Here is a 25699-nt window from a genome sequence, read left to right on the forward strand (position 1 = left end):
CGTGATTCCCAACCATCGATGGCACATTAGGTCAAGCTATCGAATTTCTCGATGTTCGTTGCTCCCAGAACAGCCGAGCGCACCTGAGCACACGGACATCGCTAGTCTTCCAACCCGGCGGGTTCCGGCTTCAGCGCCAGCCCCCCGACGACGCACGACCGCGCGGGATTGCCGTGCAGCGTCGCGATAGCTGGCGACTCGTAAATGTCTGGAAGCCATTCGGGCAGCCACGCTAGGCCGCACGATTCGAAAGCGAAATCGCCGTAGAACGATCGGATTTCATCACGCGTTCGGAACGTGACTGGAGTAGATGATTTCTGGTACAACTCGATAAATTCGCGGATCTGACTCAGTTCAGGTTCGGGGACGCCCTCCTCGACCACGTGAGTCAACGCCAGCGCTGAACCGGGCACCATCAGTTCACGGTAGGATTGGAGTGCGTCGTGGACATCAGGTTTCAGCACGAAATGCAGGACGGCACCAGCGAGGACCGCCAAGGGTTTCCCAGGATCGAGCACTCCTGTACTGACCGCGGTTTCCCACACGGCCCGTGCATCGAGGAGGTTCTCGTGAATGACAGTGTGCCGCTCGGGATCGCCGTGTTCTTCAAGCAGGAGACGAGAGTGTGCTACCGCAACCGGCTCGAAGTCGACATAGACCACACGGGCGTCAGGGCAGATCGTATCGACGATTTCATGCACATTCCCAGCAGTGGGAATGCCGGACCCGAGATCAAGAAACTGCTTGAAACCACGCTGAGCACAGAAGACCGCAGCTCGTTGAATGAACTCGCGGTTGGTCTTCGCGAGAACACGGACGATAGGCATCTTCTCGATCGCCCGTTTCGCGAACCCGCGATCGATCGCCCAGTTCGTGGTTCCACCGAGCAGGAAGTCGTACACCCGAGCCGCGCTTGGGTGCTCAAGGTCCAACCCCGGGAACGGCCCGGTTGCACGCTCCAGTGTCATAGCACCCCTTAACATCTCGCAATAGCCAAAATTCCAGCGGGCGCAGGTCGGCAAAATCGCGATTCCACGATTTCTTTGTTCGCTACTGTGCACCGACTTCGAATATTTGAATCCGACGGCGCCGACGCCAACGATGCCCCGACCGCAACCGCCGGCGGGATACTCATCAGTCGCTCGGAGATGGACGTATGGCGATTGACTCTTCCGAGCGAGCGTTGTAAACGGATGCCAACCTGGCAATCAGCCATGGGTCGACAGTGGCTTGACAAAGCCAAGCAATGCCCTCGACGGCAAAGTCCCAACGCAGCCTGGCCATATCCGCGGACGCCGGAATGCGTGCGGTCACGCGCGTAGCCACCCCGATATCTGACCTCTCTGAGTGCAGAGACCGGAAGTCTGGGGACGAGCTCCCCGCCTTCGCCAACCCCGATGTCGCCGCACACGAGCCGGCGGGGGCGCGCACCCTCGCGCGCCGGGGACTGTGGTCGCAGCGCTGCGGCTGCCACAAAGTGACATCGCGGACTGCACACGGAATTGATTCATGGCGACTTTCAGGACGGGTCGAGGCGGGGCGTACGGAGCTTGCCGCAACCGGAGCGAGGTCAGCTATCCCTGAGGGGGACCGTATCACTGGACAGCCGACCGCATGCTGGACAAGATCTGGACACTCGGTGATTTCGGCTGACCTGCTACTCAAAACGGCCAGGTAAGGCTTTCGGCCGGGGCGGTTGGGCCGTTGACCTGCGCACGGTCCAAGTGCCCCTCGGAGACAAGGCGGCAATTTCACGTGACCAGGCTTGCGTCGCGGGCCTATCCAGGCTGAGTGTGCGATGATCACCTGCGACGGAGTACCCCGTCTCGCACGCATGGTCGTACAGGCGGGTGGCGGGTGCGCTCGTCCCGTAGATGTCGTGCGGCACCGTACGTGCGACACATGTTCGCGGCGCACGTTAGGGAGTGACGAAAATGCACCAGGTGGAGTTCACGTCGATCGACAAGATTAGCCTGGAAGGCGTCATCCACCCGGGCGTCGGCGATTTGACGCGAGGCGCGGTAATCCAGGTCCACGGGATAAACGCGGATATGACCGAGGGCGGCATGTTCGTGCGCCTCGCGGAGCGTCTGGCGGAGGCAGGGTTCAACGTTCTGCGGTTCTCCTTCCGCGGCCACGGCCACAGCGGTGGAACCCAGCGCGGGGCGACGATCGCGGGCGAACTGCTCGATCTACAGGCCGCGATCGACTATGTACGTGAGCGGTTCCCAGGCCCTCTGTCAATTGTGGCGTCGAGTTTCGGTGCCGTGTCGACAGCGCTTTCCCTACGGTGGTTGGGCAATCGGCTCGCTCAGCTCGTCCTTTGGAACCCCGTGTTGGACTTGAAGGCCACCTTCATCGAACCGGAACTACCGTGGGGAAGAATGAACTTCAGCCCGGAGCAGCAAGAGCTGTTGGCTACTCAGGGCTTCCTGATGCTCGATGACGAGTTCGAGGTCGGCCGAGTGTTATTCGAGGAGTTCCACCACTACCAGCCGCTGAACTCGCTCTTAGCGAGCGCGGTCCCTGCGATTATCGTGCACGGGGACCGGGACAGCGCAGTCTCTTACGAGATTGCGCAGCAAGCCGCAGAAGTCAAGCCCAACACAGAATTCTGCACAGTCTCGGGTTCGGATCACGGATTTGACACGCGAGCACGCGAGGACGAGGCAGTTCAGGTGACAGTGAACTGGCTCACGACCGACGAGGGGCCCGCGTGACCATGGCTTCTCTGTATGCGCAGGTCCAGATCCACGACACGACGCTGATCGGCGAGCACTGCGTCTTCGGCTTCCCGAAAGAGGCACGGGTTCGAGCCGAGCAACAGAAGCCTGGATCGGTGTCGATCGGTGCAATGGTGACCGTGGGGCCAAACTGTATCGTAGCGAGCCACGTTGTGATCTACGAGGGAGTCCACGTGGGCGCAGACTGCGTGATCGACGACCGCGTTCGCATCGGCTACGACAGCACTGTTGGCGAACGAACGCGTATTACGTACGGCGCATATGTTTGCGACCGCGTGACGATCGGCGCGGACGCCTGCGTCGCCGGATTTATCTGTGACGCCACCACCATCGGAGACCGTTCGACGGTGATGGGTGAACTGGTACACGAGTATACCCATCCGCACGAGGGCTGGTGGGACGTCGAGGAGGCCCCGCCTGTGATCGAGGAGGACTCAGTAGTCGGTTATGGCGCGCGCGTTGTGGGCGGGGTACGGATCGGCCCGCGAAGCTATGTCGCCGCAGGCGCCGTGGTCACCAAAGACGTTCCCCCAGGGCACGTCGTGACGGGCGTGAATATCCACACTCCCACAGAGCAGTGGCCGGGACACCGACTGCAAGGCCTGATCCGCCATTGGCTTTCGTCGCCGGGGCCGCGTGTGTGGTGATCGACACCGGCAGAGGAGTGGTAGGGACACCGACTACAACGCTGCGAACTCCGGCCGGCGCACTCCTCCTTGCTACTGACCCGGCGTCCCGGCTCGCCCGCGCTGCCCGTGCCTTCTGCTGATTGCGCTGACGGTCTGCTCGCGTGCCGACCAGTGCTCCCTCACCGGCGTCGAGATTTCGCTAGCATGCGAAATGTCTCCCTTACGCAGTTCCAACGGTCGGTTCGTCACTTCCCCACAGGCCCGACGAAGTCGGAGTCCTCGGTGTCGCTGCCCGCCTGACCTTTCGAACGCTGGCGAACCAGAGGAGGGTCGTAGGCGAGGGCGGTAAGTTGCCGTGGAAATCTCGCACGGAGGTCGGGGCGTGGATGGTCAATGTAAAGGGCAGGCAGAAACTCGTCCACGGGCACGATGGCGCTTTCCAGGCGGGTAGCAAGGACGACATCGACTGCGGCTCGGCTAAGCACATAGCCGAAAGTGCAGTGGCTGTAAGCCGGTGAAACGAATCCTTCCATGACTGACGGCTCTCGCCCGGCTGCCAATGGGAAACGACCCAGGTACAGCAGATCGAAGGCAGCGTGCTTGGTCAGCCGATTGAGGCCGTCGAGCAGGTCTTCGAGGAAAGTGGTCGGCAGCAGCGCGTCGTCTTCGAGGATGACAATAAACGTGTTGCTGCCCGCCTTAGCGGCGTGACGCCAGCACGCAAGGTGTGCGAGGGTGCATGCGACCTCCCCGTACTTCAGCGGTCTGCTCCACCACGGGTTGTCTGACTCGATCTGCCACGGAAAGAGTTTGTACCCCCCTTCCTCCAGTAGGTTCATAGTCAGGTTCTGGCCGTCAAACGGTCCGGTCCAGTCCGACGTGAACGTGACCGGAAGGTCACGTGGAAGTGCGTGGTTCATCCATGCGCGGCGGTCGGGGCGCCGGGCCAGGTTGATCACGTAGGTCCGGAGGTCAGCTGGCGTGATCAACGCTCAGCATTCCTTTCTGGCTTCGGTCATTTCGGTAGCGCGCGGAGTTGTCGATCACCGCCGTGAACGGATCATTGTTGCGACGCGCGAGCAGCAGTAGTGGATTGACCATGGTCAGGTCGGCCACGTCCGTGATGCCGCCGACGCGTCTGGCTTCGGTCACCAGGACGAAGTCGGCGTCGCCTATGTGCTCCGTGACGTAGCGGACGCTGCGGGCGCCGCGCTGTGCTTCGAGTAGGCAGCGAGCTGCGCCGAGCACGCCGAGTGTGAGGCACCCCCCGAGCAGGAACACCGTGGTGCCCTGGGCAAGCGTCAGCCGGGTGAACACAGCGACGTCTTCCAGCAGTTCCTGACGCTCAGTCCAGCGAGGCCCCAGGACGAGTCCGTTCAGGCCCGGTACGACCAACGGATCGTCTTCACCCAAGGGGTGAGGCTCGAAATAGAACGGCAGCTGCGGGAGAAACTCCCGGTACTTGGAGTTCCAGGGCGGACCGCCGACGACCACCAAGACATCGGCCTGCGTGTCGTAGTACTCGGATGGCGCGAAGTCGCGGATCGTCAGTGTCGGTGCCAGCTGTGCGAAGCGCGTCCGCAGGTAAATCAGACTATCCAGGTCGGCGAACTTGGCGTAGCGGAGGTAATTGCGGTCGGCTGGCGAGGCGTACTCGGCGACCTCGTTGTCCGGAATCTCCGAACACACGATGTCAACGTGGGACTCGTCGGACAAGCGCCAGAATGACCGAAGGTCATCCCACCAGCGAGCGCTTCGAGACCCCTTCCGGCTACCGGGATCATCGGAATCCCACGCGGCCTCGGACGGCCGGTTTTGGGACGGTCCTGACGGCTGGCGGCCGGCCAGGAGCAGAAACGCGAGCGTGTCCAGAGCCCGATTGGCGTGCCGGCGCACGGTCTTCACCGCGCATTTCTGGACGCGTGCCAGCGACTCCTGCCGCTCGGTGAGGGTCGGGAATTGGTGTTCGCCAACAAGGTTGAAATCGACCTCGACATACAGGCGCTCGTCTTCGACTAGTCCTCCTATCGCCCGGCGGATGACCGCCACGATCAGCGTGATCTCTTCCGCTGAACCAGAGTCCGGCGTACCGCCCTTGGCTAGGTGAGCTCGTACAGCGTCGGGCAGCGTCGTCAGCACCGCCGTCGGACGGGCGAGGCCGTGACCTTGACGCAGGCGTTTCAAGGCGTCTTTGACGTCATCAACGGAGAGTGAGTGACTGGCCACAGTGTCCAGCATATGTCCATCGGTTTGAGCGATGACCACCAACACTGTCGCTGAATGGCCTACGGCGGCATCCATCCTCCACAGAGGCCTACGAACTACGCGCACGCGGCAGCAGAGTCCACACCATCTTCCCGGATAGCAACGTACAGCTCGCCGAATTCTGGCGATGACGCATGCGAAATCAGTCGACTCGGGAGGCGTGACCACACGTGATCACGCCTCGGATGGTCGACGGGCGTGACCTGCCTGACGCTACCTTCGCCTGCTCCGACCGGACCACGTTCACGCGCCCGGACGAGCTGGGACTTGACGTCATCGGGAACGACTCGAAGCCGGTGGCTTCAGGCCGCAGCTACACGCTTCTACATGGCTGGATCGCAGAGCAGCTACCGACAGCTCCCATTTTGCCGGTCAGCGATCCCGACACAGGCCCACGGTGGATCATCGGGCTAGAGTAGTGATCGTTCGGCGTCGGTTCTGCCGGAATTTCACGGAGTGGCTTCGGTTGGGGTCAACGCGAGTTCGCGGGCAAGGCGCATGTTCGCCGCGGCACGCTCAGGGTCGCGCCGGCCGAGCCCGCAGGGCGCGGCGACTGCGTTGACCGGTCGACCGAGGGCCGCCTCAGTGAGCCGAAGCGCCGCGGCGGTCTCGGCCGGGTGCTGTTCGTCGACCACCCCGGCGTAGAACGGGATGTCGGGATCGAGCCGGTTCAATGGTTTGTAGAACTCCGGGTCGAGGGACGGTGGGGTGACGCCATCACACAGGGCGGCGTGCATCGGCGGGATGGTCCGCCCGCCGGCGCGCAGGCGCGCGGCAATCCGGTTGCGGAAGGCCACCAACGGCAGGAGCGTACCCGGGTCAGCGATCGGCTTGTTCATGTAGTCGCCATGGCAGTAGTCGTGCACGATGACCAGCGCGTCTGCGGGGATGGCTTCCAGCACGCGCGCGGTGACGCTGGTCAGGAAGCCGGTCGCGACCGGCCACAGCGATCGCGGGGCACGGTCGTAGCTCACGCACACCGCGGGGGTTTCGACCTGGAAGGCAACCTGGTCGCCCCAGCGGTCATGGATCGCGCGGATCTCGTTGACGACCGCGGTTGTGAACGTCGGCAGGTGGGCCAGCGCAGCGCGGACCGCGGCCACAGCATGGCGGCGGGAGAGGAGCCCCGTCAGCGCCGCGGGGACACCGAAAACGAACGCGGCAAGGTCCAGTGGGCTGGGGATGCTGACCTGATGCGGCGGCAGTCCGGGGTGTTCAGTGGCCAGGTGCCGGTGCGCGACCATCGCCGCGTCGACCTCCGCGACTCGCCCGAGCGTCACGTCGCCCGGAGCAAGGCACCGGCGGCGGGCTACGCGGTAGACGGTGAAGTCGTCGTAGTCGCGGAACTCGCCCGGCACGACGACCTCAAGCACGGCAACGTTGGTGAGGTTGCGCAGATAGCCGATGATCCAGTTGGAATCCCGGTCGGCCGGGAGCCCGGTGAGCGCGACGGGGCCAGCCTGCTCCAGGATCCACCGCATTGCGGTGTCCTCGTCGACAGCGAGCGACGGCGGCAGGGTGCCGACCATGTGCAGCGTCCGCCGCCGCGGGCCCGGTGCGGGATATGGGTGGTGGCGATGATGGATCGCGGTGGATGTCATGGGAATGCTCCCCAACGTGAGGTGGTGGATGAGGCGGGGCCGGTGCGCGGGGAGCGGCCGCACCGGTGTCGTGGTTGCCGCGTGAGGGGACGCGAGCTACCGGTCGGTGATCGGATCGGGTTGGTGGCTCAGCAGACGCCGGGCCCGCGGCCCGTGTTGGCGACGTAGTCGGCGCGCATGTATCCGGTCGGGCCACCGGGGATCTGCAGCGACCACCAGCCGGGGAACTGGCCTGGGGTGGCGAAGCAGCGCAACGACACGGGTTGGCCGCAGTTGTAGGTGCCGAGGATCCGGTAGCCGGTGCCGGGGCCGCTGCGCAGGTTGACCCGGTCGCCGGCCACATAGGCCGGGCCGGGCCGCGGGGCGCACACGGCCAGCCGCACCGGGCCGGCCCCGATCGCCGCCGACGACATCTCGGTAGCCGGTGCCATCGTGCCGATGGTGGTGGCGTCGGCCACGGCCATGCCGCCGAGGATCGCTGTACCGGCTAGAACCGTGGTCAGAACGGCCTTACGGGTTCGCGTTAACATCACGGTTTTCCTCCCCTGTAACAGTTCTCGTGGAATCACGAACGGTTTCGTGTGGACAGTCGGACGTGGATGGGCGGGAACCGGTGCGCGGGGAGCAGGCGCACCGGTCTAGCGGGTGCCACGTGAGGGCGCGGGGCAGCACGCAGGTGCCGGGGAGGTGGCCACTGCGTGGCCGAACGCGGGTCAGCAGTGGTTGGGCACGCCCGCGTGAGCGTCGCCGCGCAGTGCGCCGGCCCAGAAGTAGAAAACGTTGCCTGCCCACGGGCTGACCCGGATCCACGCGTTGTTGGTGACACCGAAATCGGTGATCCACTGGCCTTCGGTCCAGCACTGGCCCCACCATCGGGATCCCGGCAGCGCGGCGCCGTACGCGTGGGGCCCGACGGCCGGCTGGTAGAACATCGGCAAGTTCGGGATATCGCGGCGCACCTGGATGGGTGCGCCACCGACGGCGCTGACCCCAACACCGATCGGGCCGACGTTCACGTTTGCGCTGGGCGCGCCCGTGGCGGCGTCGGCGGTGGCCACACCGCCGAGCGCGGCGGTCCCGGCCAGCACAGTGGCCAGCACTGCTTTGCGGATTCCTCTCAATTTCACGATTTTCCTCCCCTGTAACGGTTTTCACGGAATGCAGAATTGTCGTGTGTGGACAGTCGGGTGTGGACTCGGGTGGTGGCCTCCTTTCATTCCGCGGGCTCGAGGGTCTGGGAGCCGATACGCTCTCGGCTAGCACGGACAGCGCTGCCGGGTGACGCCGGACGAGGTAGCCGGCGCGGATGGCTCGGGATCGGGACGGATTTGCCCGCGATCGCGGCCGCGCCGGTTCCCGTTGGGTGCGCGCGTGTGGGCGCGGCACCGCCCGCACACTGGATCCCGGAGATGACCAGGTCCCTGCGGTATCGTCGGTATAGCGGTGGCGAGCAGCGTGCCGAGGACCCCGGCCAGGGGCGGATAATCCGATCGGCGGCACGAAACCGTCCTGTCTGCACGGACGCGCGGGAATACAGGATCGGATGGGTGCACGGGAGCGCCCACACCCGCGTCGCCGTCAGAGGTGGCTGAGGGTGGCGTCGACCCAGCCGAGGATCTGCCGGTTGGTGGTGGGTGCCGTGGTGGACAGTTGCAGATCGTGCGCCGTATCGGGCACGACGATCCCGTCGACCTGCGCGTGCGCTCCGTAGAAGGCCCGCTCGGCGGCGGCCACCGCGGCACCGCTGCTGCAGTCGATGCCCAGCGGGGCAGTTCCGCACATGATTCGATCCGCCTGACCGTTGATCACCAGGACAGGGCCCTCATACATCCGGGACGACGGGTTCAGGTACTCGGGCAAGTACGAAATGAAATCGGTGGCCGAGTAGACGTCCTTCAGTCGCTCGTCCTCGGCGATCACGGCCGGGTCGGAGGTGCCAGGGGCATAGAACGCGTCAGCACGCACGCTGGCCGATATGGTCAGGTAGCCGGGATCGAGCCGCTTGCTCACGAACTGCGGATCGAGCGTCGCAGGGCGGGAGCTGCCGAGCACGATGCGGATGGCGTCGGCCAGGTTGAGTCGGTGGCTAATGCCGGCGGTCACGACGGCGTCAACGTCTCGGAATAACCCTGCTTCGGTGTAGGCGGTGATCGCGCCCCAGGAATGCCCTAGTTCGATCACCCGGCGGTAGCCGCTGCCGATCGTCCCAGCACGTAGCGCCTGGATGACCTGGTGCACGGTGAACGTGCCGTTGACAAGGTTTACCTCAGTGGACAGCGGATGGGTGCTGGCGCCCGTGCCGAGCCGGTCCAAGGTCAGCGTGGCATAACCGGCCCTGTTGGCCGCGTGCGTAAACGAGTACATGCCGGGATCCATCGGGAAATCCCAATAGGCCCGATTGTAGGTTATGCCCGGAATGGTCACCATAACCGCTTTCGCGCCGACGGGCTGGCACAGTGTGCCGGCCAGCTGCGCTGCGGTGCCGTCGGTCAGGGTGACCGGAACCCGCACCTCCTGACAGCCGGTCGAATTCGGCTCGGCCCCGGACGCGGACGCGGTAAGCGCGGCGAGCAGCGTCGCCGCCGCCAAAATAGCCATTGCGGCGGTGCGAGTGATCGCGCGGGTCAGATGGCGTCGACGGCGGACAGCGGACGGTATGGCGAACATGGGTCCTCCCAATTGGTTGCGAGTGGATCTGGTCGCTGCGTGGGGAGGAGCACGCAGACGGAGATTGGCGAGGGATCCGGGTCGTGACGGCGCAACGAACTTCGCGCTCGCACTGGGACGATGTTGGGGTCGCGGGATCCGGCGTCAGCCGCTAACCGTGACGTGGCCAGGCTTTCGCAATGGCACTGAAACCGCGGGGTCCACATCCGGGTCGCGAAGCGCGCCACTACTCGGCACAGCACAACTTGGTCGAGGCCTCAGACAGAGCTTGGCATGACGGAGCCGACAGGACGGCGAGCGTGGTGTTAGCGGTGACCAGCGCGGCCGACACGATCCTCGCGCGGTGGCGCGGGAGTCGCCGCGAGGGCAGCATCTCGGTCGAGCGCCGCTTTCCCCCTGGAGTCACCGGGCCGCGGGACATGGGAGTGCGACCACCGGGCAGGACCTCCTGCAGTGCACGGTCGCGCTGGTCGGCAGTCATAGACATCACCTCCTCTTTCTCGAATGCGATGACGCGAAGGCGAGATGCGTGAACGCCACAGGCGGCCGCGTCATCCCGGTCTCCGCGGGCTATTACCGGCATGACGCAGCCAGAATCGTCGAGCTGCGGGCCGACTGCAGGTTATGCAGCCGGGCATCGAGGTCAACCGAGTCGATGTGGCGCGCAGGTAGAGCGGCGAACCCACGGCTCAGCATCACGGGCGTCCAATCCCCCAGTGACTGGACGCTGACGTCGAGCGCCGTCCACGGCGTAACAAAATTCGCGCGGAATCGTCGCAATTCCATGAGCTTGCCCTCTCGACTCTATGTCTAACCGCGCTGCATTCGGCGAAGCGACAGCGAACAACGGGACCGATGTACGTGCAAAACGCGGGGCGACAGGAACTTGGAATTTTGTCGGTCGTGCCCGCAGTTTGTGACCAACGGTCGTCGCTCTGTCCAATGTCAGAATGCCGGACCGCATCGCTCGCCGTCAACATATTTCCTCAGGAAAATTCAATTCTTCGTTCTCAGCGGTGCAATTATTTGCGGCACCATTGAAGACCTCGTTACGTTCTCAGCCAACGAGGGAGTGGAGTGTTTTGACAGCGTTCCTAAGGCGCCGTCAGCCTCATCATTTCAGAACAACTGCCGGTCTCTCATCGCACACGGAAATGGTGTCGGCCGTGCTGGGGATGCGGCCGACGATCTTCGCCACTCCCCCGTCGATGTCATTCACGCCTATGTGCGCTCGCCGAGCCACTGGCCCACACATCCGGCCCTGCGGATCGGGCAGGCGAGGAACGGGGCCTATAGTGTTGTGTCGTCCAGCTGGCGACAACAAGAACCGCGACTATCGTGCCGACCAATAGCGCCGCACACCTCCAAACGCTGGTCATGCGATGTCTTGGAATGATGAGTTCGCTGAAGTCCGGAAGCTAGCATCGTGCACGAGGTCGGCGAGCCATAGAAGCGAGTTAGGTTCACGCTGGCGCGCTTGTGCGCGCGCCAGCAAGTCGCGGGCCGCGTCGCCATCAGCGAATCCCCAGCCGAGCACCCACAGTTCCTCGGCGCGGTAGTGGCAGCGACGCAATGCGTAGAGTTCTCCGGTCCGCGACACGTAGCCGACCTCCCAGGGCCCGGCGAGCTCGAGCGGGTCGGCGTCGGGATCAGGTTCATCGTCGTCCCGGCGCCAACCACTCGTCAGGTGCTCGGCCGCAGTGACGCGTCCACCCCATCCAGCGGTGACCGCGCGTCGCGCGTCGCCGTCGAGGAAAGCATCCTCGCTCGCATACGTCTCTGTGACCCACGCCGGTCGCAGAGAGCTGCGCCGCCATCCGCGCGCGGCCTCGCCCAACAGTCCATCGTCGCAGTCCAGCGCAAGGACCACGGTCCGCAATGCGCGGATCAACCAATCGGTGTGGTGCATCTCGTCGCTGACCTGTTGCGCCTCCCCGACCAATTCACGCAGGTCTCCGGCCAACCGCCGGCGCTCATCCAAGGCGCGGTGGCGAGCACCCCCGTCGCACACACCAAGAACCCGGCTGAGTTCGCCGACGCGGCTGGTCTTGCGGGCAAGCAAGAGGGTGAGCTGCTCGCTGCGCTGCCGCAGGTTCTCAGCCCGCCGGCGTAACGTTTCCTCGGCACGCAGCAAGTCATCGGTTGGATCATCCAGTCCGTCGGGGAAGGCCTTGAGCAGGTGCGCCGCAAGCTGGGCCGGAACCAGCGTCAAGCGTTGTCCAGTCCGCAGAGCGAGGCAGTTATCGCGGCGCTGCCATGTCACCAACGGCGGGTAATGGGTCATCGCATCCTCCCAGTTGTATTCGATATCGTCGGGGCGCATGGCAGGGTCATGCGCCTGGTCGGACCGCGCCGATGAACTGACGGGCCCAGTAGGAGCCGGGCGCCCAGATGTTGTCGGTCACCTTCACTACGTCGCCGGATTCCGGGCTGTGAACGACCTGACCGTTGCCGAGATAGATGCCGACATGATGGATCCCGCCGGGAGTCCCGTTGCTGGACAAGAGGATCAGGTCTCCCGGCTGCACTCCGCCCGGGTCGGTGACCGCGGGCTGGAAAGTCGCCCAGATCGCTTGCGTCTGGTGTGGTACCGAAATCCCGACCTGCGCATAGGCATAGAGCGCGAGTCCGGAGCAGTCGAATCCCACAACACCCGCGTCGGCCCCCGTCCCGGGCGACGGCCCCTGAGCAGTTCCACCCGCCCAGGCGTATGGCACGCCACGCTGGGACATCGCCGCCGCGATCACCTTCTGGGCACGCGCCGAGCCCCCGCCGCTGGATCCGCCTGTCGAGCCACTGCCCTGTTTCCAGGTCGCACAGGCGGTGCCAGAGAGCGCGCCGACCACCTGGCGGGCGTCGTCTTCGAACTTGGCGTACTGGTCGGGCAATGCGCTTCGCTCGACTGCCTGGGCAGCGTTGCCCGGCGGTATCCCTTGCCAGTCCGGCACCGCAGTTAGAGCCGCGTAAAACATGGCGGCCGCATACGCGGGGTCGGTCAGTTGGGCGACCGTGCCCCAGCCCTGGGAGGGGCGCATCTGGAATAATCCGAGGCTGTCGCGATCTCCATAGGGCAGGTTGCGCAACCGGGACTCGACCATTGCCGCCATCAGCGCGACCACGATTCCCTGGTCGGGGATCTGTTGCTGACGACCAACGACAACTATCGTCGTCGCGTTGGTCATTTGGTCGCCCGACCATGGGCCGACCTGACTGGCATTGGCTCCACCTGGCGCACAGTTGGCCCCTTTCACCGGCGCAGCCTCGGTGTCGTCGGCGACAAGAAACGCCGTGATCATCAGACACACCACCGCAAGCGGAAGACCAAACATCAGCAGGCAGCCCCACCAAGCCGCGCGGCGCGCTCGCGGGTTGCCCGCCAGTTGAGCCGCAACGATCGCCATCGCTATATCGCCACATCGGATCCACCGCGTTGTGCATCGTTGACCGGTGCGGTCGCGGCCTGGCGTTGCTCCCGCTCGCGCTCAGCGGCCCGAGCCGGCTCATTGACGGCGACGGTTTCGGGGGCGAGCACCAAGGTCAGCAGGAGCTCTCGCTGCCGCTGCAGCCGTGCCAGATCCGCGTACGTGTGAACCATCAGCGTTCGCCCCCGGTACCACGCAACCGAGCCACGATGACCGACACCGCGATGCTGAACGCCCTGCGCTGCCACTTGTCCTCCACCCAGCTACGGAATAGATCGGCGTTGTCCAGGCCACTGGGGTCGTGGGTTCCATCGCAGTGCGGCGTGCCCCAGTTCGGATCCGCCCAGCGGACCCGAGCGCGATCCAGACGTTCTTGAAATGCCAGCGGCGCATCAGCGCTCGCACGGGTGGTCCACGCGTTCTCCCACGCGAGAAACAGCGCTGTGAGGTCGAGGACCAGCAGCGGGTGCAGAGGCCAGCACGGCGGGATTACGGCGCTGAGCCGGGCCTGCCCGGCGAGCCACTCGACCCACCGGTGCAGCCGATGCCATGCCTGCACGGCTTCCTGCGGACCGACCGGGTTCCCGGTGGCGAATGGATGGTTGAACCGGAACGCTGCCCTGCGACCGACTCCCTCTCGCACGTCGGCGCCCTCGACCGCCTCGATGCGCGCGACGAGCGCCGGCAGCGTGCGGTCCACCAACTCTTCCACCGTGTCCAGCGCGGCCTCGACTCGATCGTCCAGCGACGCGGCCACCGCGTCGGTTTCCGTTCCGGGAGGCGGGGTGGGGTGGGTCATAGCAGGCTCCGCTTCTCATTAAGGGCAGCGAAGAACTCCGCCTCGCTGCGGGCGGTCACGGCGTGGTCATCGCGTTCGTAGTAGGGCTGGAGCTCGGTCAGGACCGGTCGCAGCCCGCCGGCGGCAAGCACTAAGGAGTGGAATCTGTCCAGGCCGCGCACGCCGGCCGGCTCCAGGGCTGCACGGGAGCGCATGGTGTAGGACGTGGTCGTGCCGTGCGCTCCCGTGCTGAAGGTCGGGATCTCTTCGTCGAATTCCCCCGCGTAGCCAGCAATGGTGCGGAGCTGGGCCTCGTCACTTAGGCCGGGTAACACCATGCGGATCGCAGCTGACCCCCACATTGCACGTGCATCGTGCTCGCCCCACCGGTACGCCGCCTGCGCGTTTTCCTGGACGACGAGGGTGGTTGGGATTCCGTCTCCGCCTCCTGCAGAGATCAGCGTGGGCATCTGGCCTAGCGTGGCGGTGTTACGGCCTTCATCGGCGATGAGCCGTAGTGGCGGGTCGAGGCGGTTATTGAGTGCGCGTTGCCCGTGCTCGCGGGCGACGGTGAGGACCTCATCGACTAGAGCGCCCAACAGGTCAGCCACGCCGGCGGGTTCGTCTTCATGGGAGAGTACGTACAGCGTGCTCTGTCCGGCCGTGGTGTCGAAGAATGATCTCGGGTCGAATCCCCGCCCGGGTTGGGGCAGGCAGCTGGCAAGCACCCGGGGGTGGTCGAAAGGTTTGAGTGCGGATTCGACGCCCATGTAGTAGCCGGCGCGCTGGCGGTCGGGAAGCCGCGTGGTCGCGTACTGCATTTCTGCCCAGCTGTCTGGTGTGGCCGTGTTGCGTGCGAGGATCGCTGCAGGTTCGACGCTGGTCTGGTCGAAGGCCCAGCGCAGGACCGTACGAATATCCTTATGTGCCAACGCCGCCGCGTGAAGCAGGTTGCGCAGCACGGCCTCGCCGCGGTTGCGCCACGTGTCCGAGTCGGACACTCGGCTCATGTCTACCTTGGACATGAGCTTTTGGGCTCGGCGGATGGCGACGACAGGGTCAGGGCAGTCGGCGACGGGATCCCACTGCACGAGCGGCAGCACCGGTGTTGTGGCGAGCGGGTGGAAGAGGATGACGCAGCCACGATCGGCGCGGGCTCCCCAGGTCGCGGCGAGAACGTCACCTCGGCTGGAGGAAGCAATGAGCGGACCGTCGTGATCGAGGGCTTCGGGAATCACCACGCACGCCGTCTTGCCGGATTCGGAAGGCCCCACGACGTATTTGGATTTGCGGACCGAGGCCCAGCAATCGACGCCTGTATGGATGTCGCGGCCGAGCGGGGTGCCCATCTGCTCGGGTCTGATCCGCGGGGTGGTGCGCGCGAGCTGAGGCCGGAGCCGGGGCGCTTGTTTGATCATCGCCGTGGCGCCGAGCTCGCGGATCACCGTGGCACGGGTGGCGAACCCTGGTCGGAACCGGCCGCGCAGCTCCCGCGTGAGCCTCCATGTCAGCCAGGCACTGATTGCAAGGATTCCGGTGAAGAGAAACCAGAAGATCGCAGCGGGCGGCGGTGTCGCGCCGTCGAGCCCGGGCCAGTCCCGCATGGGGTCGCTAGCGTGGACGTACACGCCGAGGATCGGAGCGAGCGGGGTGAATCGCCGTCCGCCCCATGCCGGCCAGCCGCGATCGGTTACGAGCGCGGTGAACTGTCCCGTCAGGGCCGTCAAAAGAGCGAGGGCGACGACGCCGCCCGCGGCGACCAGACTGACGGTTTCCTGGGTGAGGTGGCGGCGAATCACCGGTCGTTGTTGGTTGCGCCGGCCCATCATCACGTGTCCTCCCGGGGCGAAGCGGACAGCTCGAGAAGGGAATCCCAGTCCTCATCCGCAATCTCGTCGCGATCGGCGCGGCGCAGGTTCATGCGGGAGTCGGTCTGCACCAGTGGTTCCTCCACGGAGGACAACAGGTGTTGGACGACGAATGCGCGGTTGCCCAGAAGCCACATACCGGTGCCTTTGCGGAGGTACTTCAACAGTCCGGTTTGGACGTCAGTGAGGCCGAGCATGTCCCGGGTGATCGGAAGGCTTGCGTCGGTCTGGCGGTAGACGACGCGAAACCCGGTGTCCTCGATCAGACCCCGGGCAAGGCGTGCAGCTTCGGAGCCTTCGGCGCCGGCGGCATAGTCGGTGAGCCGGTGCGCGGCCAGTATGTTGGTGATGCCGAACATCCGGGCGAGTTTCGCCGCTTCCTGCAGTCGTCGCAGTAGCGGCACATAGCGCATCGCGAGCCAACTTTCATCGTAGCCAACAAGTCGGGGGCGGGCGTTGGGGCGCATGAGGGCCGCTTCCATGGCCGACTGGGCGCAGACCATCGACATGACCGTGACGGCCTGGTCGGCGCGCACCGCGTGCAGGTTCAGCACCGTGCCGGGTGCGTCGAAGTCGAGGTAGCGGTGGGCGTCGTCGGTGGCGTCGAACATGCCGCGTAGGGGGCCGTCGACCAGGCTGTGCAACGCCAGGCGCGCATCCCGGGAGTCGTCAAGCAGTTGGGTGGCGGTGACACCGCGATCGCGGAGCGCACTGGTCCATTCCTCGGTGGCTTGGAGTTTCCCGACGACGGCGGGTAGGGAGGCCGGTGCCAGGGTGCCGCGGGCGACGCCGGGGAGTTGGCCGGTGCAGGAGGCGAGCGCGAGTTCGAGCGCGGTACGTTCGGTCATTGATAGCGGCCGGTCAAGCCGCACATGCACGAGTCCCTCAAGCAGGTTGAGCCGACGGGCAGTGAGGTCGGCGCGCCAGGCGTCGTCGGTCTGTCCGGGGTAGCGGCCGTGTGCGGCCAGCGGGTTCAGGCGTACTCCGAGACCTGGGCCTAGGCGCAGGGGCTCGACGCCGAGGACCTGGGCCAGCGGGGTGTATTCGTCCTTGACGTCGACCCAGGAGAATGGGATCCCTACTGCGGCGAACCGCATGATCATGCTTTTGAGCAGTGAGGATTTCGCGCTGCCGATCTCTCCGACGAGGATCCCGTTCGGGCTGGTGATGATCCCTGCCGCGTACAGCTCCCACGGGTCCCAAAGGAAGCTTGCACGGGAATAGAGATCCATGCCGATGTAGATGCCTGGAACTCCTAGCCCGGGGTCCATCACCCACGGATAGAACGATTTCAGCACGCCGGAGGTTGCGGTGTGCGCGGGCAGCCGCATCCGGTGCGCGAGGCGTCCGGACGCAGGTCGGTGCGCGCCGAGGCGGTCCCGGCGCGGTCCGTCGGCGGCGCGGCGTGCCGTCGCGAGATAGCCGCGTCGTGCGCGTTGGGCACGCTGGTGTTCCCGGGCGGCGTCGGCGTCGTGCAGGCGACGGCGAATCTCGGCAAGGAGTCCTGTGTGGGTGGTGTCGGCGCATGTGGGAGGCGGCTGTGTGTTGTGGTTCGGCATGGTTTTCCTTCTTGTTAGGTGCCGGTTAGCGACCACATCGGCGCTAGGCCTCGCGCCAAGGGCAGGGCGGCGGCGTAGAAGCCTTGGTCCTGTTCGCCGTAGAGCACCATGGAGGCGCATCGGATCCGGGTCAGTCGCCGACGCACCGCGGTCACCGCTGTGCGCAGGGAAACCATGTCTGGGGCCGTGCAGGTGACGAGCATCGAGTAGCGGAAGTAGCCGGCGCCCTCGGCGATTTCGTCATCAAGGCGTTCGGCGGCATCGAGCTCCCTGCGGGTGCGGGCGTCGATGACGAGTCCGTGTCTGGCCTTTGCATGTATCGAGCCACCGGCGGCCAGGCGCTGGTTGTTGATCGAGCGCTCCGCGCGTGACACGCCGAGGGGCTCGGCGACCAAGGTGACGGCGCGCCGGACGTCGTTGTGTTGGAGCAGAGGGGTCAGCCAGTTGCGGCTGACCGGGCGGCGCGGCATCTCGTGTACCCAGATCGTGCTCGAGAAAGCGGAATCGTGGACGAAGGCCCGCCACTGGCGTTCGGTGGCCGACGGGCCGGCCGCGCGCGGGTCGAGTTCGCTGTCACGTCCCGCCTGCAGGTCGTACAGCGGAAGAGAGTCGGGATCGAACTGAGAGTGGATTACTGCGGCGTAGTGGCCGGGCGACAGCCACCCGCGGACCGGGATGCGGGCCTCAGCGATCTGGCGCTGCAACTCCGCGAGCCGTTCCACCACGACGATCCCGATCGCCTCGTCATCCCCGCCCGTGGACTTGATCTCGCCGCTTAGGCGTGCCAGGTCGAACGCGACCGCGACGAACACCTCGTGGCGTTGTCCGACCGGCGCGGCCTGCGACACCAGCTCACGTAGCGCCTGCGCCGAGGGAGCCTCGCGGTCGGTGGTGCGGTCGAGGTAGTAGCGCTGTGCAAGGTTTGTCGAATCTGGCATCGAACGGAACAGGAGTTGCCAACGGGAGACGGCGCCGTCCTCGTCCGTGGTGGACTCCATCACGGCCTCCCACTCGTCCAAGCGGGAGGCCTGTTCGGCGGTGTCTTCGAGGATGATCGGGGTGCCCTCCGTCATTAGGGCCGCCGTCACGGTCTCGCTCGATTCGTCGAGCACCAGTCCTATGCGTGTGTGCCCGTCCGGGCTCGGCGCGGACAGCATCCGTAGCCCGGCCAGATCACCCGGCAGATCCATCCGGTGCGCCAGTGAGCTCGGACCGAACACTGCACCGCGGTACACATGGCTGCCCCGTACCTGCGACCACACCGCCCCCAGCACCGGACGTACCCATTGCGTGATCGCGCGGCCGCCGATCCGTGAGAACGCGACTGCCACGACGCACGCGCCGGCCGCAGAAGCGAATGCGAATACGATCGGGGAGCCCGAGCGGATGCCTAGCCACGGCAGCGCGATGCCGATCAGGACGGCGATCGCCTGGCCCAGCCCGATGCGGCCGAAGATGCCGTTGGTGCGGCGTGGCGGAAACACGAAGTCCTGCTCCTCCGTCGACAAGCTTTCCTCCTAAATAAGTCGGTAGCACTGGCCTGGTCCGATGTCCGCGCTCACGCCGGTGGCGGGACCGGTGGATTCGGCGGCGGACCTGCGCCACTGTGGGAATGGCCGCCGGCACCCGTGTCACCGCGGCCACTGGCGGACGAATCCCAGCCACTGATCTGGCCGCCCGGCGCGGCGGGCTCGTCGCGGGTGTCACGGCTGAATCCCCGTGCCACGACGCTGCCGAGGTTGGCCGCGGGACGCAGCCGGCCGTCGGGTGCCGTGCCGCTTGTTCCCGCCGCGGGCGCGGGCGAACGATCCGAGCCACCCGTACCGCTACGACCACCGGGCGCTGCTCGACGGCTGCTTCGGGTGTCCCCGTCGTTGCTACCGTGCGCCGGCGACGCCGACGCTCCCGGCGGGCCAGTGTTACTTTTCCCAATGCCTGCGCCGAGGCGTGCCGTTGCCAGGGCGGCGCCTGATTTCATAGCGCCGACCGCCTTCACGACGCCCTCACGCCCGGCTGTCGCGGCCCGGGCGCCGACCGCGGATGCGCCCTTTCCCGCACGATCGCTCGCCCCGCCCGCGACCGCGGCTGCGCCACCCGCGCGGTCAGAGACGAACTCAACCAATTCCCACAACACCGCTGGCGACGCAGCCAGGGCGAATACGAGAGCGAGGCCCTGAAGAACGTCGACGATCTGTTTGATCAGGTCCTGCCCGGCGTCCATCGGCAGCATCAGTGCGTGGGCTAGCAGCATGACTCCGACCATGACGAACGGAGTCCATGCCAGCGCGGTCCCCCGCCCTGCCCATTTCATCAACCAGCCTGCTGATGCCGGATGTACCTGACCGGCGGCAGCAACCCCGCCCAGTAGCGCCCACATCATGGTCAACGCCCCATGCAGAACGAGGAAGATCAGCGCGAAAACCAGGCACACGGCCATCACGACCCCGACGATCACCGCCACGAAAGGGTTGGTTTTCGCCAATGATTGGGTGAAGTCGGCTTGGTAAGCTAGTGACCCGCCAGCGCTGATCAGAGACTGGGTGCATTCGGTGGCCAGCTGCTCCATCAAAATTGCGCCGACGCCGGCCAGGGTCACGCCGACCGCGGCTTTGAGTCCGCCGAACAGGGCGTACTGCATGCGGCCTTGTTTCCACGACGTCGCAAGGGTGAATAGCCACCCAAGGAACGCTACCGCCAGGGCAACGCCGGCAATCAGGTTGTACACACTGGTAAACGAGTTCCCGGCGATGTTCGGAGTCGCCCCGTTAACTACGATCTTTAGGAACATCGCCCACAAGTTGGTGACGCCCTGGATCACGAAGGAAACCACCTGCGCCATACCTTGCTGGGTGGTCCAGTCCATGATGTCCTGCGCGATCTCACTGGGGGACTTCAACTTGGTATCGGTCTCGCCGTGGAGGACGGCAGGGAACTTGTCGTACGCCCGGTCACGCATGGCCTGGACCTGGCGCACGTATTGGTCGCTGAAGCTGTTCCAAGACTCACATTGTTGGTGCGCCTGCTGTGTAGTCGCGCCGTCGCACGAGATGTAGAACCCGCCGCACGGTGCGTTGTCTGCGCCCTGGGTATTGGTGCAGGCCGCCATGACGGAGTGTTCTTGCCCGGTAGTGTTGTCCGCCTGCGGGTAGTCACCCCACCGGAATCCAAAAGGCCGGAATGACGGGTCGGGAACCGCCCATTGGCGGAGCGTGTCGACACAGAACCCGGCCGGCACGGTAATTTGCGCCGCGATGTCGCGGTAGCCCTGCAGGATCAGCGGCGCGCGTTGGGCGGCGTCGAGATCCATGCCGCCGTAAGTGGGCTGAAAGAAGGCCAACAGATCCGCGTTGTCGCGGATGACGTTTTTCGTGTAGACCGAGAAATCCCCGCCGCGGTCACGGCAGGGCGCAGAGGTCATCCACGGCGACGTCACCCACCCGGGGGTGTCCACAATGTACTGGCGCAAGTTGGCAGGGATGGTGTTCACGTCGATCGGGTCCGCCGACGCCGACGGTGTGACGACTATGAGGATGGGCACGACGGAGACAAGTAACGAGAGGATCCGCCGCCATGCGCGGCCCCGGGGTTGAGGGGCGGACGTCACCGTCGGCTGGGAGACAGTAACGTCCGCCGGTAGCATGCCGCCTGTCGGGGCGAGCGGCGGCATGCGGGTCTCAGGACTCGGGGACATAGGTCCATCCCTGACTGGATTCGTGGGATCGGAAGGAGAAGTCCCCGCGGCCGGAATTCAGCCGCTCGTCGGACCGCACGGGCCACGGACCAGGTTGAAAATGCTGATCCGCCACTCGCCACTGGATGCCGTCCCAGATCACCGAGATGGTGGAGTGTCCCCAGTCCTCGGTGGCGCCCCATTGCGGCGCCAACTGTGATGACTCCGCGGCGACGCCCCAGACCTGGACGTCTGCCCGATCAGGATTATAGGTCTGGACCATGGCGGATACGGGCGCGAAGGTGGACCGTTGCCGGACTAGCTCCGTACGCGGCTGCGTGGGAGCGGCCAGAACGGCAGCGGCGGCGGAGCTGGCGTGTCGGTCGAGCAGGACGGCGGCCGCGGCCGCGGCGTCGAGAGTGCCCGCGGCAACTCGAAATCCGGCGATTTGGTAGTTTTGAGCGGCTGTCGCGGCGCCAGCCGCAGTGCGCCGTTCGGGCACAGGAATGCCGTCGTGCAACGGAAGCTCCGACGCGGAGACCGCCTGCACGGCAGGACGGGGTGCCAGGCGTTCGATCACTAGATACTCGCCGGTGCCGAACAACGCGAGCACACCCACACCGACGAGAACGGCAATCCAGCGTCGTCGGACACCGACGGCGGTATAGCCCACTGTTCTCGCACGCACCACAGAAATTCCCCTCGAATTTTCGCAGACTCGCCGTCAGCTGACGGCGACAATCCAGGTCCATAACGCCCCGGCGGAGGTCAACAGAATTCCGCCAAAAGCCGAGCGCACCATGTTCGTTTTGGCGTTCTGGCTCAGGTGCATTCCACCGGCCAAGTGCCCACCGACCCAGACGATGATTCCGCCGATGAGCACGACAAAGCAGATCCCCAAGCCGAAATACATCAGCACCTGGGCAATCGTGTACATGACGCCCGATTTCGGGACGCCTTTACTGTCAGGAGCGATGTTTCCAAAATCTGGGCCACCCGGGGGTGGCGCTGGGGTTTGCTGCGCCAGGTAAAGGCCCACCTGGTGGACCAGTTCGTGATATGCGGACAGGGTCCCCCACCTCCCCAGGGGTTCCCACGCGCTCAACCAGTTGCAGGCAGGCACCGGCGGTGGACCTGCCGACCTGGTCCAAACGCAATGCCTGGCCGCTGGCCAGGGTCGCGTCGAAGGGGAGGTGAACCAGGGTGGTGACGCCGGCGGCACGCACGAGTGTGCGCGCGGCGTAGATCCGACGCCGGTCTGAGGGTGCTGTCGAAGACAGCACGACGAGTGGCGGCGCGGGCAAGCGGCGCTGCAAGAATGTGAGCGCGGCACAGACTGCCTGCGCGCCAGCAAGGTCGGCGCGCCCGACGAGGATCAGGGGCCACTGGGCCTCCGCGAGGCGCACCGCCAGAGCGAGGTCGACACGGCCGCCATCGACGACGGTGGTCCCGGAGGGTTCCGCGGCCAAGGCGATCAACACAGGGAGCGGGGTGTAGCCGTCGACGTCATCGACGACCATGGTGCCTGCGCCGCTGCACGGGGCGCCAGCTCGAGCTTGCGCCGTCGCCGCGCCTTGGTCGATGAGCCGGCGCGCAGCGGCGGCGGGCAGCCCAGCACGTTCACCGAGGAGTCGCATAGCCAGGGTCGCCGCCCACGGCAGACCAGACTGGTCGACTGCGATGGCCGGTGCGTGGCTGGCGGCCGCGGCTGTGTCGGCCAGCAGTGCCGTGACGGTGGTGGTACCGGCACCGCCGTGGGCACCGGCGACGATAAGCCGTTGAGGTGGCCGGGGTTGGGCCAGCCTGGCGAATATAGGGATCCCCACGCGCGCGGGCCATCCTTTGGGCAGCGATTTGGGTCGCAGCGCGGCGGCCGAGTTGGTCGCCACGGGAATGAGAGGTGTCACGTGTGGCCGGGGTTCGGGCTGGCGCAATGCTCCGGCGCGTGTTCGAAGCATGCGCCAGCCCTCCCCGCCCCAGTTCGCCCGTAGGGCGTGAGCGAAATCCGGGGCAGCCGCCCGGACGGGCGACACCTCCCTTGCCAACCGTCCGGTGACGGCCAGGGATTCAACGGTGATCAGCACGAGAGAGCCCCCCAACGCGACGGACTGGCCGAAGCACCGACGTCGATGCGGACGCACCCAGCGTGCCCCGGCCAATCGCCGGACCACGCACTCCCCAGGCACGCCCGCATCGAAGTCCCCCCTCTGTGCAGTGCCGTGAATCCCCTCGATGCCACAGCGAACGGGCCAGCGCCAACCCCTCAGATGGCGCGATCGACCCAACACGGCGGCACCTCCGCCGACGCAAGCCAGAAATGCTTGGGCTAGCTTGCATTGACGACAGAGCAGAGTTTAGAGATCGCTCTCAAAATGTCAAGGCTAGCTTGCAATTGGGCCCGATCGCCCGCGACGATGGGCAATAGAGTCACAACTGACTGGCGTCGACATGGGGTCTATCGTGGCGGTGACAGGCCGCCGGAACGGCAGGAAGGAGACGCACCGTCGTGGATGCTCCTTCGTCGCCACGGCAGCCCTCGTCCCAGCAGCTGACCCGCGGCCAGTGGGTCAGGGCAGTCCGCAAGAAGGCCAAGCTGACCCAAGAGGACGTTGCCCGGTTGATGACTGAGCGCATGGGCACGCGCTGCAGCCGGAACTGGGTTATCGCGTTGGAGAAGGATCGGATCAACTCCGGTGGCGAGACGGTGGCACGCATGTCCGCTTTGGCCGACATTCTTGGCGTGTCCGCTGTGGAGTTTCTCGAGGATGAGCGAAGCCGACTGCTCTCCGCCGAGATGCCGTTGGTGCTTCTGCTCCATGAGGCTCGCACCGCGGGGATCGAGAGCATCTCGACTGGACGGGGGTTCGTCACATCGGACCTCGCCGATGTCGTACTCGCCCTCGCGGACGCCATCCGTGCGGCACGTCAGCACGTTGAGGATGCCGCACGGGCGGGCACGCCTCGCACGCGCCGCGGCGTGATCGTCCGGACCCCGCAAGATACCTGAGCACGCCGAATCGATGGGCGATTGTGCGCTCGGTCAGGCATGACACATCGCCCGCCAATAACCGGACTTCATGCTCTCAACTCGCAGTCGATGGCCAATCCTCGGACCGGGGCCTGGCGGACTCGATGCAGTGACGCGGCACATGTCGACACCAAGCCTCGATACGCCGAGTATCAATGTCGGTGGACGAGCGCAGCACGCTTGGTTAAGATCATGCCGAACGCACGACATCATGGTGACGTTCTGTCAGTTGTCGCGCCGATCCCAGTGGCATTCGGGCAAGGCCGGTCCCACCCAATAGCCGTGTGGCACGTCACTCGGCGGCGAGGCCGTCCTCCGCCAGGTGACCTGCATTCGCGGATTTCGCGGAGATCATCGCTGTGCGTCGTGCTAGTCATGCCCTACGTGAACAATGCGAGAACCGCATTGACCACCTTGGTTTGCCGCTACCGTTTGAACCTGCCGACCTGCTGCAGGCCGTCGCGAACGTACGACGGCGGACGCTGGTTGCCATGCCGGCGGCGTTGGCTGGCCGTGCGTTGAGTAGTCATGTCATCACGATGCAGGATCGCGATGTCATCCGGTATCCGGCTGACACGACCGACATGCACGGCGACTATCTCATTACATACGAGGCATGGAACCTTGCACTCGAAGTCGATCCACTCACGGACGACACCAGCGGGGACACGTCACTTGGCGCGCTGGCTGAGATCCGTGGCGTGTCCAGTGCGACTGGCATCGGAGGGATGGTGACCACAGCAAATCGGGACCGTCGACGGGAGCTCGAGGTGCTGACGACCTTGTCACAGACCCGGTCAGCGCACGTGATCAGCAAACCTCGAAGCCACAATCTCGTTGCCGCCCAGATAGCCGTGCCGAAACGGGACCTGGATGAATTGGACACATTACGCGACACTCTGGTCAGGGTCCTCGGGCCAGCATCGCAGCCGATCGGACTCGGCGAGTCTGACTACGACTTCACAGAGAACCTCTACCGCAGCTTGATTGAAATTCGCGACGCAGAGCTTCTGCTTGCGGCATTCGTACATCCCGACGCCCGCAAGATCGCCGTCGGTCTATGCCGCGAACGGGGCGACTCCTCGCGTCGACTGGCAGCCGTCACCGAGGCGGCGAACTTGTCTACCGCGTTACACCGCTTCCAGGCGGGATGGCGAACGAGACGTGAGCTGCCTACGAACGTCATTCCCGCAGGATCGCGCCGGCGCACCTTCGCATCCGAGGTTAGACATCTTTGCGCAGTAGCCCAGGCGCTTGACAAAGACCCGATCGTACGCAAGGTAAGCCAATACTGTCTCAACTACCCCGACTCGTCCACCCCCGCGTGACGGCATCATGCCGAACATCACAAAATGCGCGTTCGGAACTCGATAATGCGCAATACGTCGGATATCACGATCGCACACAAAACCAATGACGCGGGTGATTTCGGCTCACCCGAGGCGAATGGAAACGTATTCAGCATGGC

Annotated in this window: 21 protein-coding genes; 4 read left to right on the forward strand and 17 right to left on the reverse strand. The window is 65.4% G+C overall.

The genetic code is table 11. From position 1 onward, the window contains the following. Positions 1 to 101: 101 nt before the first annotated feature. A complete protein-coding gene (locus LOZ83_RS01090; protein WP_236787922.1) occupies positions 102 to 968 on the reverse strand; it encodes an SAM-dependent methyltransferase in 867 nt (288 codons plus the stop codon). Between the two features lie 966 nt (positions 969 to 1934). On the opposite strand from LOZ83_RS01090, the gene LOZ83_RS01095 reads away from it, so the two are divergent. Together LOZ83_RS01095 and LOZ83_RS01100 are read left to right on the forward strand one after the other, a co-directional pair. Continuing rightward, the gene (locus LOZ83_RS01095; RefSeq protein ID WP_236787924.1) at positions 1935 to 2720 is read left to right on the forward strand and encodes an alpha/beta hydrolase; all 786 of its coding nucleotides are present in this window, start codon (positions 1935 to 1937) and stop codon (positions 2718 to 2720) included. Positions 2721 to 2722: 2 nt separating this feature from the next. Then, positions 2723 to 3391 (forward strand): DapH/DapD/GlmU-related protein, encoded by a 669-nt coding sequence (locus tag LOZ83_RS01100; protein ID WP_236789397.1) that lies wholly within the window; start codon positions 2723 to 2725, stop codon positions 3389 to 3391. A gap of 227 nt (positions 3392 to 3618) precedes the next feature. Here LOZ83_RS01100 and LOZ83_RS01105 read toward each other — a convergent pair whose 3' ends face one another. The 16 genes from LOZ83_RS01105 to LOZ83_RS01180 form a co-directional block, all read right to left on the reverse strand. Then, positions 3619 to 4362, reverse strand: a complete 744-nt coding sequence (locus LOZ83_RS01105; protein ID WP_236787925.1) for a glycosyltransferase family 25 protein — start codon at positions 4360 to 4362, stop codon at positions 3619 to 3621. Beyond that, positions 4346 to 5644 carry a hypothetical protein gene (locus tag LOZ83_RS01110; RefSeq protein ID WP_236787926.1) on the reverse strand — a complete coding sequence of 433 codons (1299 nt, stop codon included), beginning with the start codon at positions 5642 to 5644 and terminating at the stop codon, positions 4346 to 4348. Before LOZ83_RS01110 ends, LOZ83_RS01105 begins: the two co-directional genes overlap by 17 nt. A 443-nt stretch (positions 5645 to 6087) precedes the next feature. Next, entirely contained in the window at positions 6088 to 7167 is a 1080-nt protein-coding gene (locus tag LOZ83_RS01115; protein WP_236787927.1) for a hypothetical protein, read from the reverse strand. Between the two features lie 200 nt (positions 7168 to 7367). Then, on the reverse strand, positions 7368 to 7703 hold the full coding sequence (locus LOZ83_RS01120) for an SH3 domain-containing protein (protein ID WP_236787928.1): 336 nt from the start codon (positions 7701 to 7703) through the stop codon (positions 7368 to 7370). Positions 7704 to 7952: 249 nt separating this feature from the next. Further along, the gene (locus LOZ83_RS01125; protein ID WP_236787929.1) at positions 7953 to 8366 is read right to left on the reverse strand and encodes a hypothetical protein; all 414 of its coding nucleotides are present in this window, start codon (positions 8364 to 8366) and stop codon (positions 7953 to 7955) included. A 451-nt stretch (positions 8367 to 8817) separates the two neighbouring features. Next, complete coding sequence (locus tag LOZ83_RS01130; RefSeq protein WP_236787930.1) at positions 8818 to 9906, reverse strand: alpha/beta fold hydrolase; 1089 nt, start codon at positions 9904 to 9906, stop codon at positions 8818 to 8820. A 1375-nt stretch (positions 9907 to 11281) separates the two neighbouring features. Further along, positions 11282 to 12229 carry a hypothetical protein gene (locus LOZ83_RS01135; protein ID WP_236787932.1) on the reverse strand — a complete coding sequence of 316 codons (948 nt, stop codon included), beginning with the start codon at positions 12227 to 12229 and terminating at the stop codon, positions 11282 to 11284. Between the two features lie 7 nt (positions 12230 to 12236). Next, a complete protein-coding gene (locus tag LOZ83_RS01140; RefSeq protein ID WP_236787933.1) occupies positions 12237 to 13307 on the reverse strand; it encodes a C40 family peptidase in 1071 nt (356 codons plus the stop codon). Between the two features lie 2 nt (positions 13308 to 13309). Then, a complete protein-coding gene (locus LOZ83_RS01145; RefSeq protein WP_236787934.1) occupies positions 13310 to 13501 on the reverse strand; it encodes a hypothetical protein in 192 nt (63 codons plus the stop codon). Continuing rightward, positions 13501 to 14127 carry a hypothetical protein gene (locus tag LOZ83_RS01150; protein WP_236787935.1) on the reverse strand — a complete coding sequence of 209 codons (627 nt, stop codon included), beginning with the start codon at positions 14125 to 14127 and terminating at the stop codon, positions 13501 to 13503. The genes LOZ83_RS01145 and LOZ83_RS01150 overlap by 1 nt, the downstream gene beginning before the upstream one ends. Continuing rightward, a complete protein-coding gene (locus LOZ83_RS01155; RefSeq protein ID WP_236787936.1) occupies positions 14124 to 15935 on the reverse strand; it encodes a type IV secretory system conjugative DNA transfer family protein in 1812 nt (603 codons plus the stop codon). Before LOZ83_RS01155 ends, LOZ83_RS01150 begins: the two co-directional genes overlap by 4 nt. Further along, positions 15935 to 17533: a hypothetical protein gene (locus tag LOZ83_RS01160; protein ID WP_236787937.1), complete on the reverse strand. Its 1599-nt coding sequence runs from the start codon at positions 17531 to 17533 to the stop codon at positions 15935 to 15937. The genes LOZ83_RS01155 and LOZ83_RS01160 overlap by 1 nt, the downstream gene beginning before the upstream one ends. A 14-nt stretch (positions 17534 to 17547) precedes the next feature. After that, positions 17548 to 19041 carry an SCO6880 family protein gene (locus tag LOZ83_RS01165; protein ID WP_236787939.1) on the reverse strand — a complete coding sequence of 498 codons (1494 nt, stop codon included), beginning with the start codon at positions 19039 to 19041 and terminating at the stop codon, positions 17548 to 17550. Between the two features lie 50 nt (positions 19042 to 19091). Next, positions 19092 to 21071, reverse strand: a complete 1980-nt coding sequence (locus LOZ83_RS01170; RefSeq protein WP_236787941.1) for a hypothetical protein — start codon at positions 21069 to 21071, stop codon at positions 19092 to 19094. A 136-nt stretch (positions 21072 to 21207) separates the two neighbouring features. Continuing rightward, positions 21208 to 21876, reverse strand: a complete 669-nt coding sequence (locus tag LOZ83_RS01175) for a hypothetical protein (RefSeq protein WP_236787943.1) — start codon at positions 21874 to 21876, stop codon at positions 21208 to 21210. Positions 21877 to 21927: 51 nt separating this feature from the next. Next, positions 21928 to 22140 carry a hypothetical protein gene (locus tag LOZ83_RS01180; protein WP_236787945.1) on the reverse strand — a complete coding sequence of 71 codons (213 nt, stop codon included), beginning with the start codon at positions 22138 to 22140 and terminating at the stop codon, positions 21928 to 21930. A gap of 1569 nt (positions 22141 to 23709) precedes the next feature. On the opposite strand from LOZ83_RS01180, the gene LOZ83_RS01185 reads away from it, so the two are divergent. Continuing rightward, complete coding sequence (locus LOZ83_RS01185; protein WP_236787947.1) at positions 23710 to 24210, forward strand: helix-turn-helix domain-containing protein; 501 nt, start codon at positions 23710 to 23712, stop codon at positions 24208 to 24210. 512 nt (positions 24211 to 24722) lie between these two features. Beyond that, positions 24723 to 25559, forward strand: coding sequence for a DUF6545 domain-containing protein (locus LOZ83_RS01190; protein ID WP_236787949.1), 837 nt, complete (start codon positions 24723 to 24725; stop codon positions 25557 to 25559). Positions 25560 to 25699 lie beyond the last annotated feature (140 nt).

Origin of the sequence: Amycolatopsis sp. GM8 (genome assembly GCF_021653975.1) — a bacterium.
Classification (GTDB): Bacteria; Actinomycetota; Actinomycetes; order Mycobacteriales; family Pseudonocardiaceae; genus Amycolatopsis_E.

Excerpts from the sequence above, each read along its gene's own strand:
- LOZ83_RS01090 (WP_236787922.1), bottom strand. The coding sequence starts at position 968 with ATGACACTGGAGCGTGCAACCGGGCCGTTCCCGGGGTTGGACCTTGAG.
- LOZ83_RS01095 (WP_236787924.1), top strand. The coding sequence starts at position 1,935 with ATGCACCAGGTGGAGTTCACGTCGATCGACAAGATTAGCCTGGAAGGC.
- LOZ83_RS01100 (WP_236789397.1), top strand. The coding sequence starts at position 2,723 with ATGGCTTCTCTGTATGCGCAGGTCCAGATCCACGACACGACGCTGATC.
- LOZ83_RS01115 (WP_236787927.1), bottom strand. The coding sequence starts at position 7,167 with ATGGTCGGCACCCTGCCGCCGTCGCTCGCTGTCGACGAGGACACCGCA.
- LOZ83_RS01120 (WP_236787928.1), bottom strand. The coding sequence starts at position 7,703 with ATGGCCGTGGCCGACGCCACCACCATCGGCACGATGGCACCGGCTACC.
- LOZ83_RS01130 (WP_236787930.1), bottom strand. The coding sequence starts at position 9,906 with ATGTTCGCCATACCGTCCGCTGTCCGCCGTCGACGCCATCTGACCCGC.
- LOZ83_RS01135 (WP_236787932.1), bottom strand. The coding sequence starts at position 12,229 with ATGCGCCCCGACGATATCGAATACAACTGGGAGGATGCGATGACCCAT.
- LOZ83_RS01140 (WP_236787933.1), bottom strand. The coding sequence starts at position 13,307 with ATGGCGATCGTTGCGGCTCAACTGGCGGGCAACCCGCGAGCGCGCCGC.
- LOZ83_RS01145 (WP_236787934.1), bottom strand. The coding sequence starts at position 13,501 with ATGGTTCACACGTACGCGGATCTGGCACGGCTGCAGCGGCAGCGAGAG.
- LOZ83_RS01150 (WP_236787935.1), bottom strand. The coding sequence starts at position 14,127 with ATGACCCACCCCACCCCGCCTCCCGGAACGGAAACCGACGCGGTGGCC.
- LOZ83_RS01155 (WP_236787936.1), bottom strand. The coding sequence starts at position 15,935 with ATGATGGGCCGGCGCAACCAACAACGACCGGTGATTCGCCGCCACCTC.
- LOZ83_RS01160 (WP_236787937.1), bottom strand. The coding sequence starts at position 17,533 with ATGCCGAACCACAACACACAGCCGCCTCCCACATGCGCCGACACCACC.
- LOZ83_RS01180 (WP_236787945.1), bottom strand. The coding sequence starts at position 22,140 with ATGTACACGATTGCCCAGGTGCTGATGTATTTCGGCTTGGGGATCTGC.
- LOZ83_RS01190 (WP_236787949.1), top strand. The coding sequence starts at position 24,723 with ATGCCGGCGGCGTTGGCTGGCCGTGCGTTGAGTAGTCATGTCATCACG.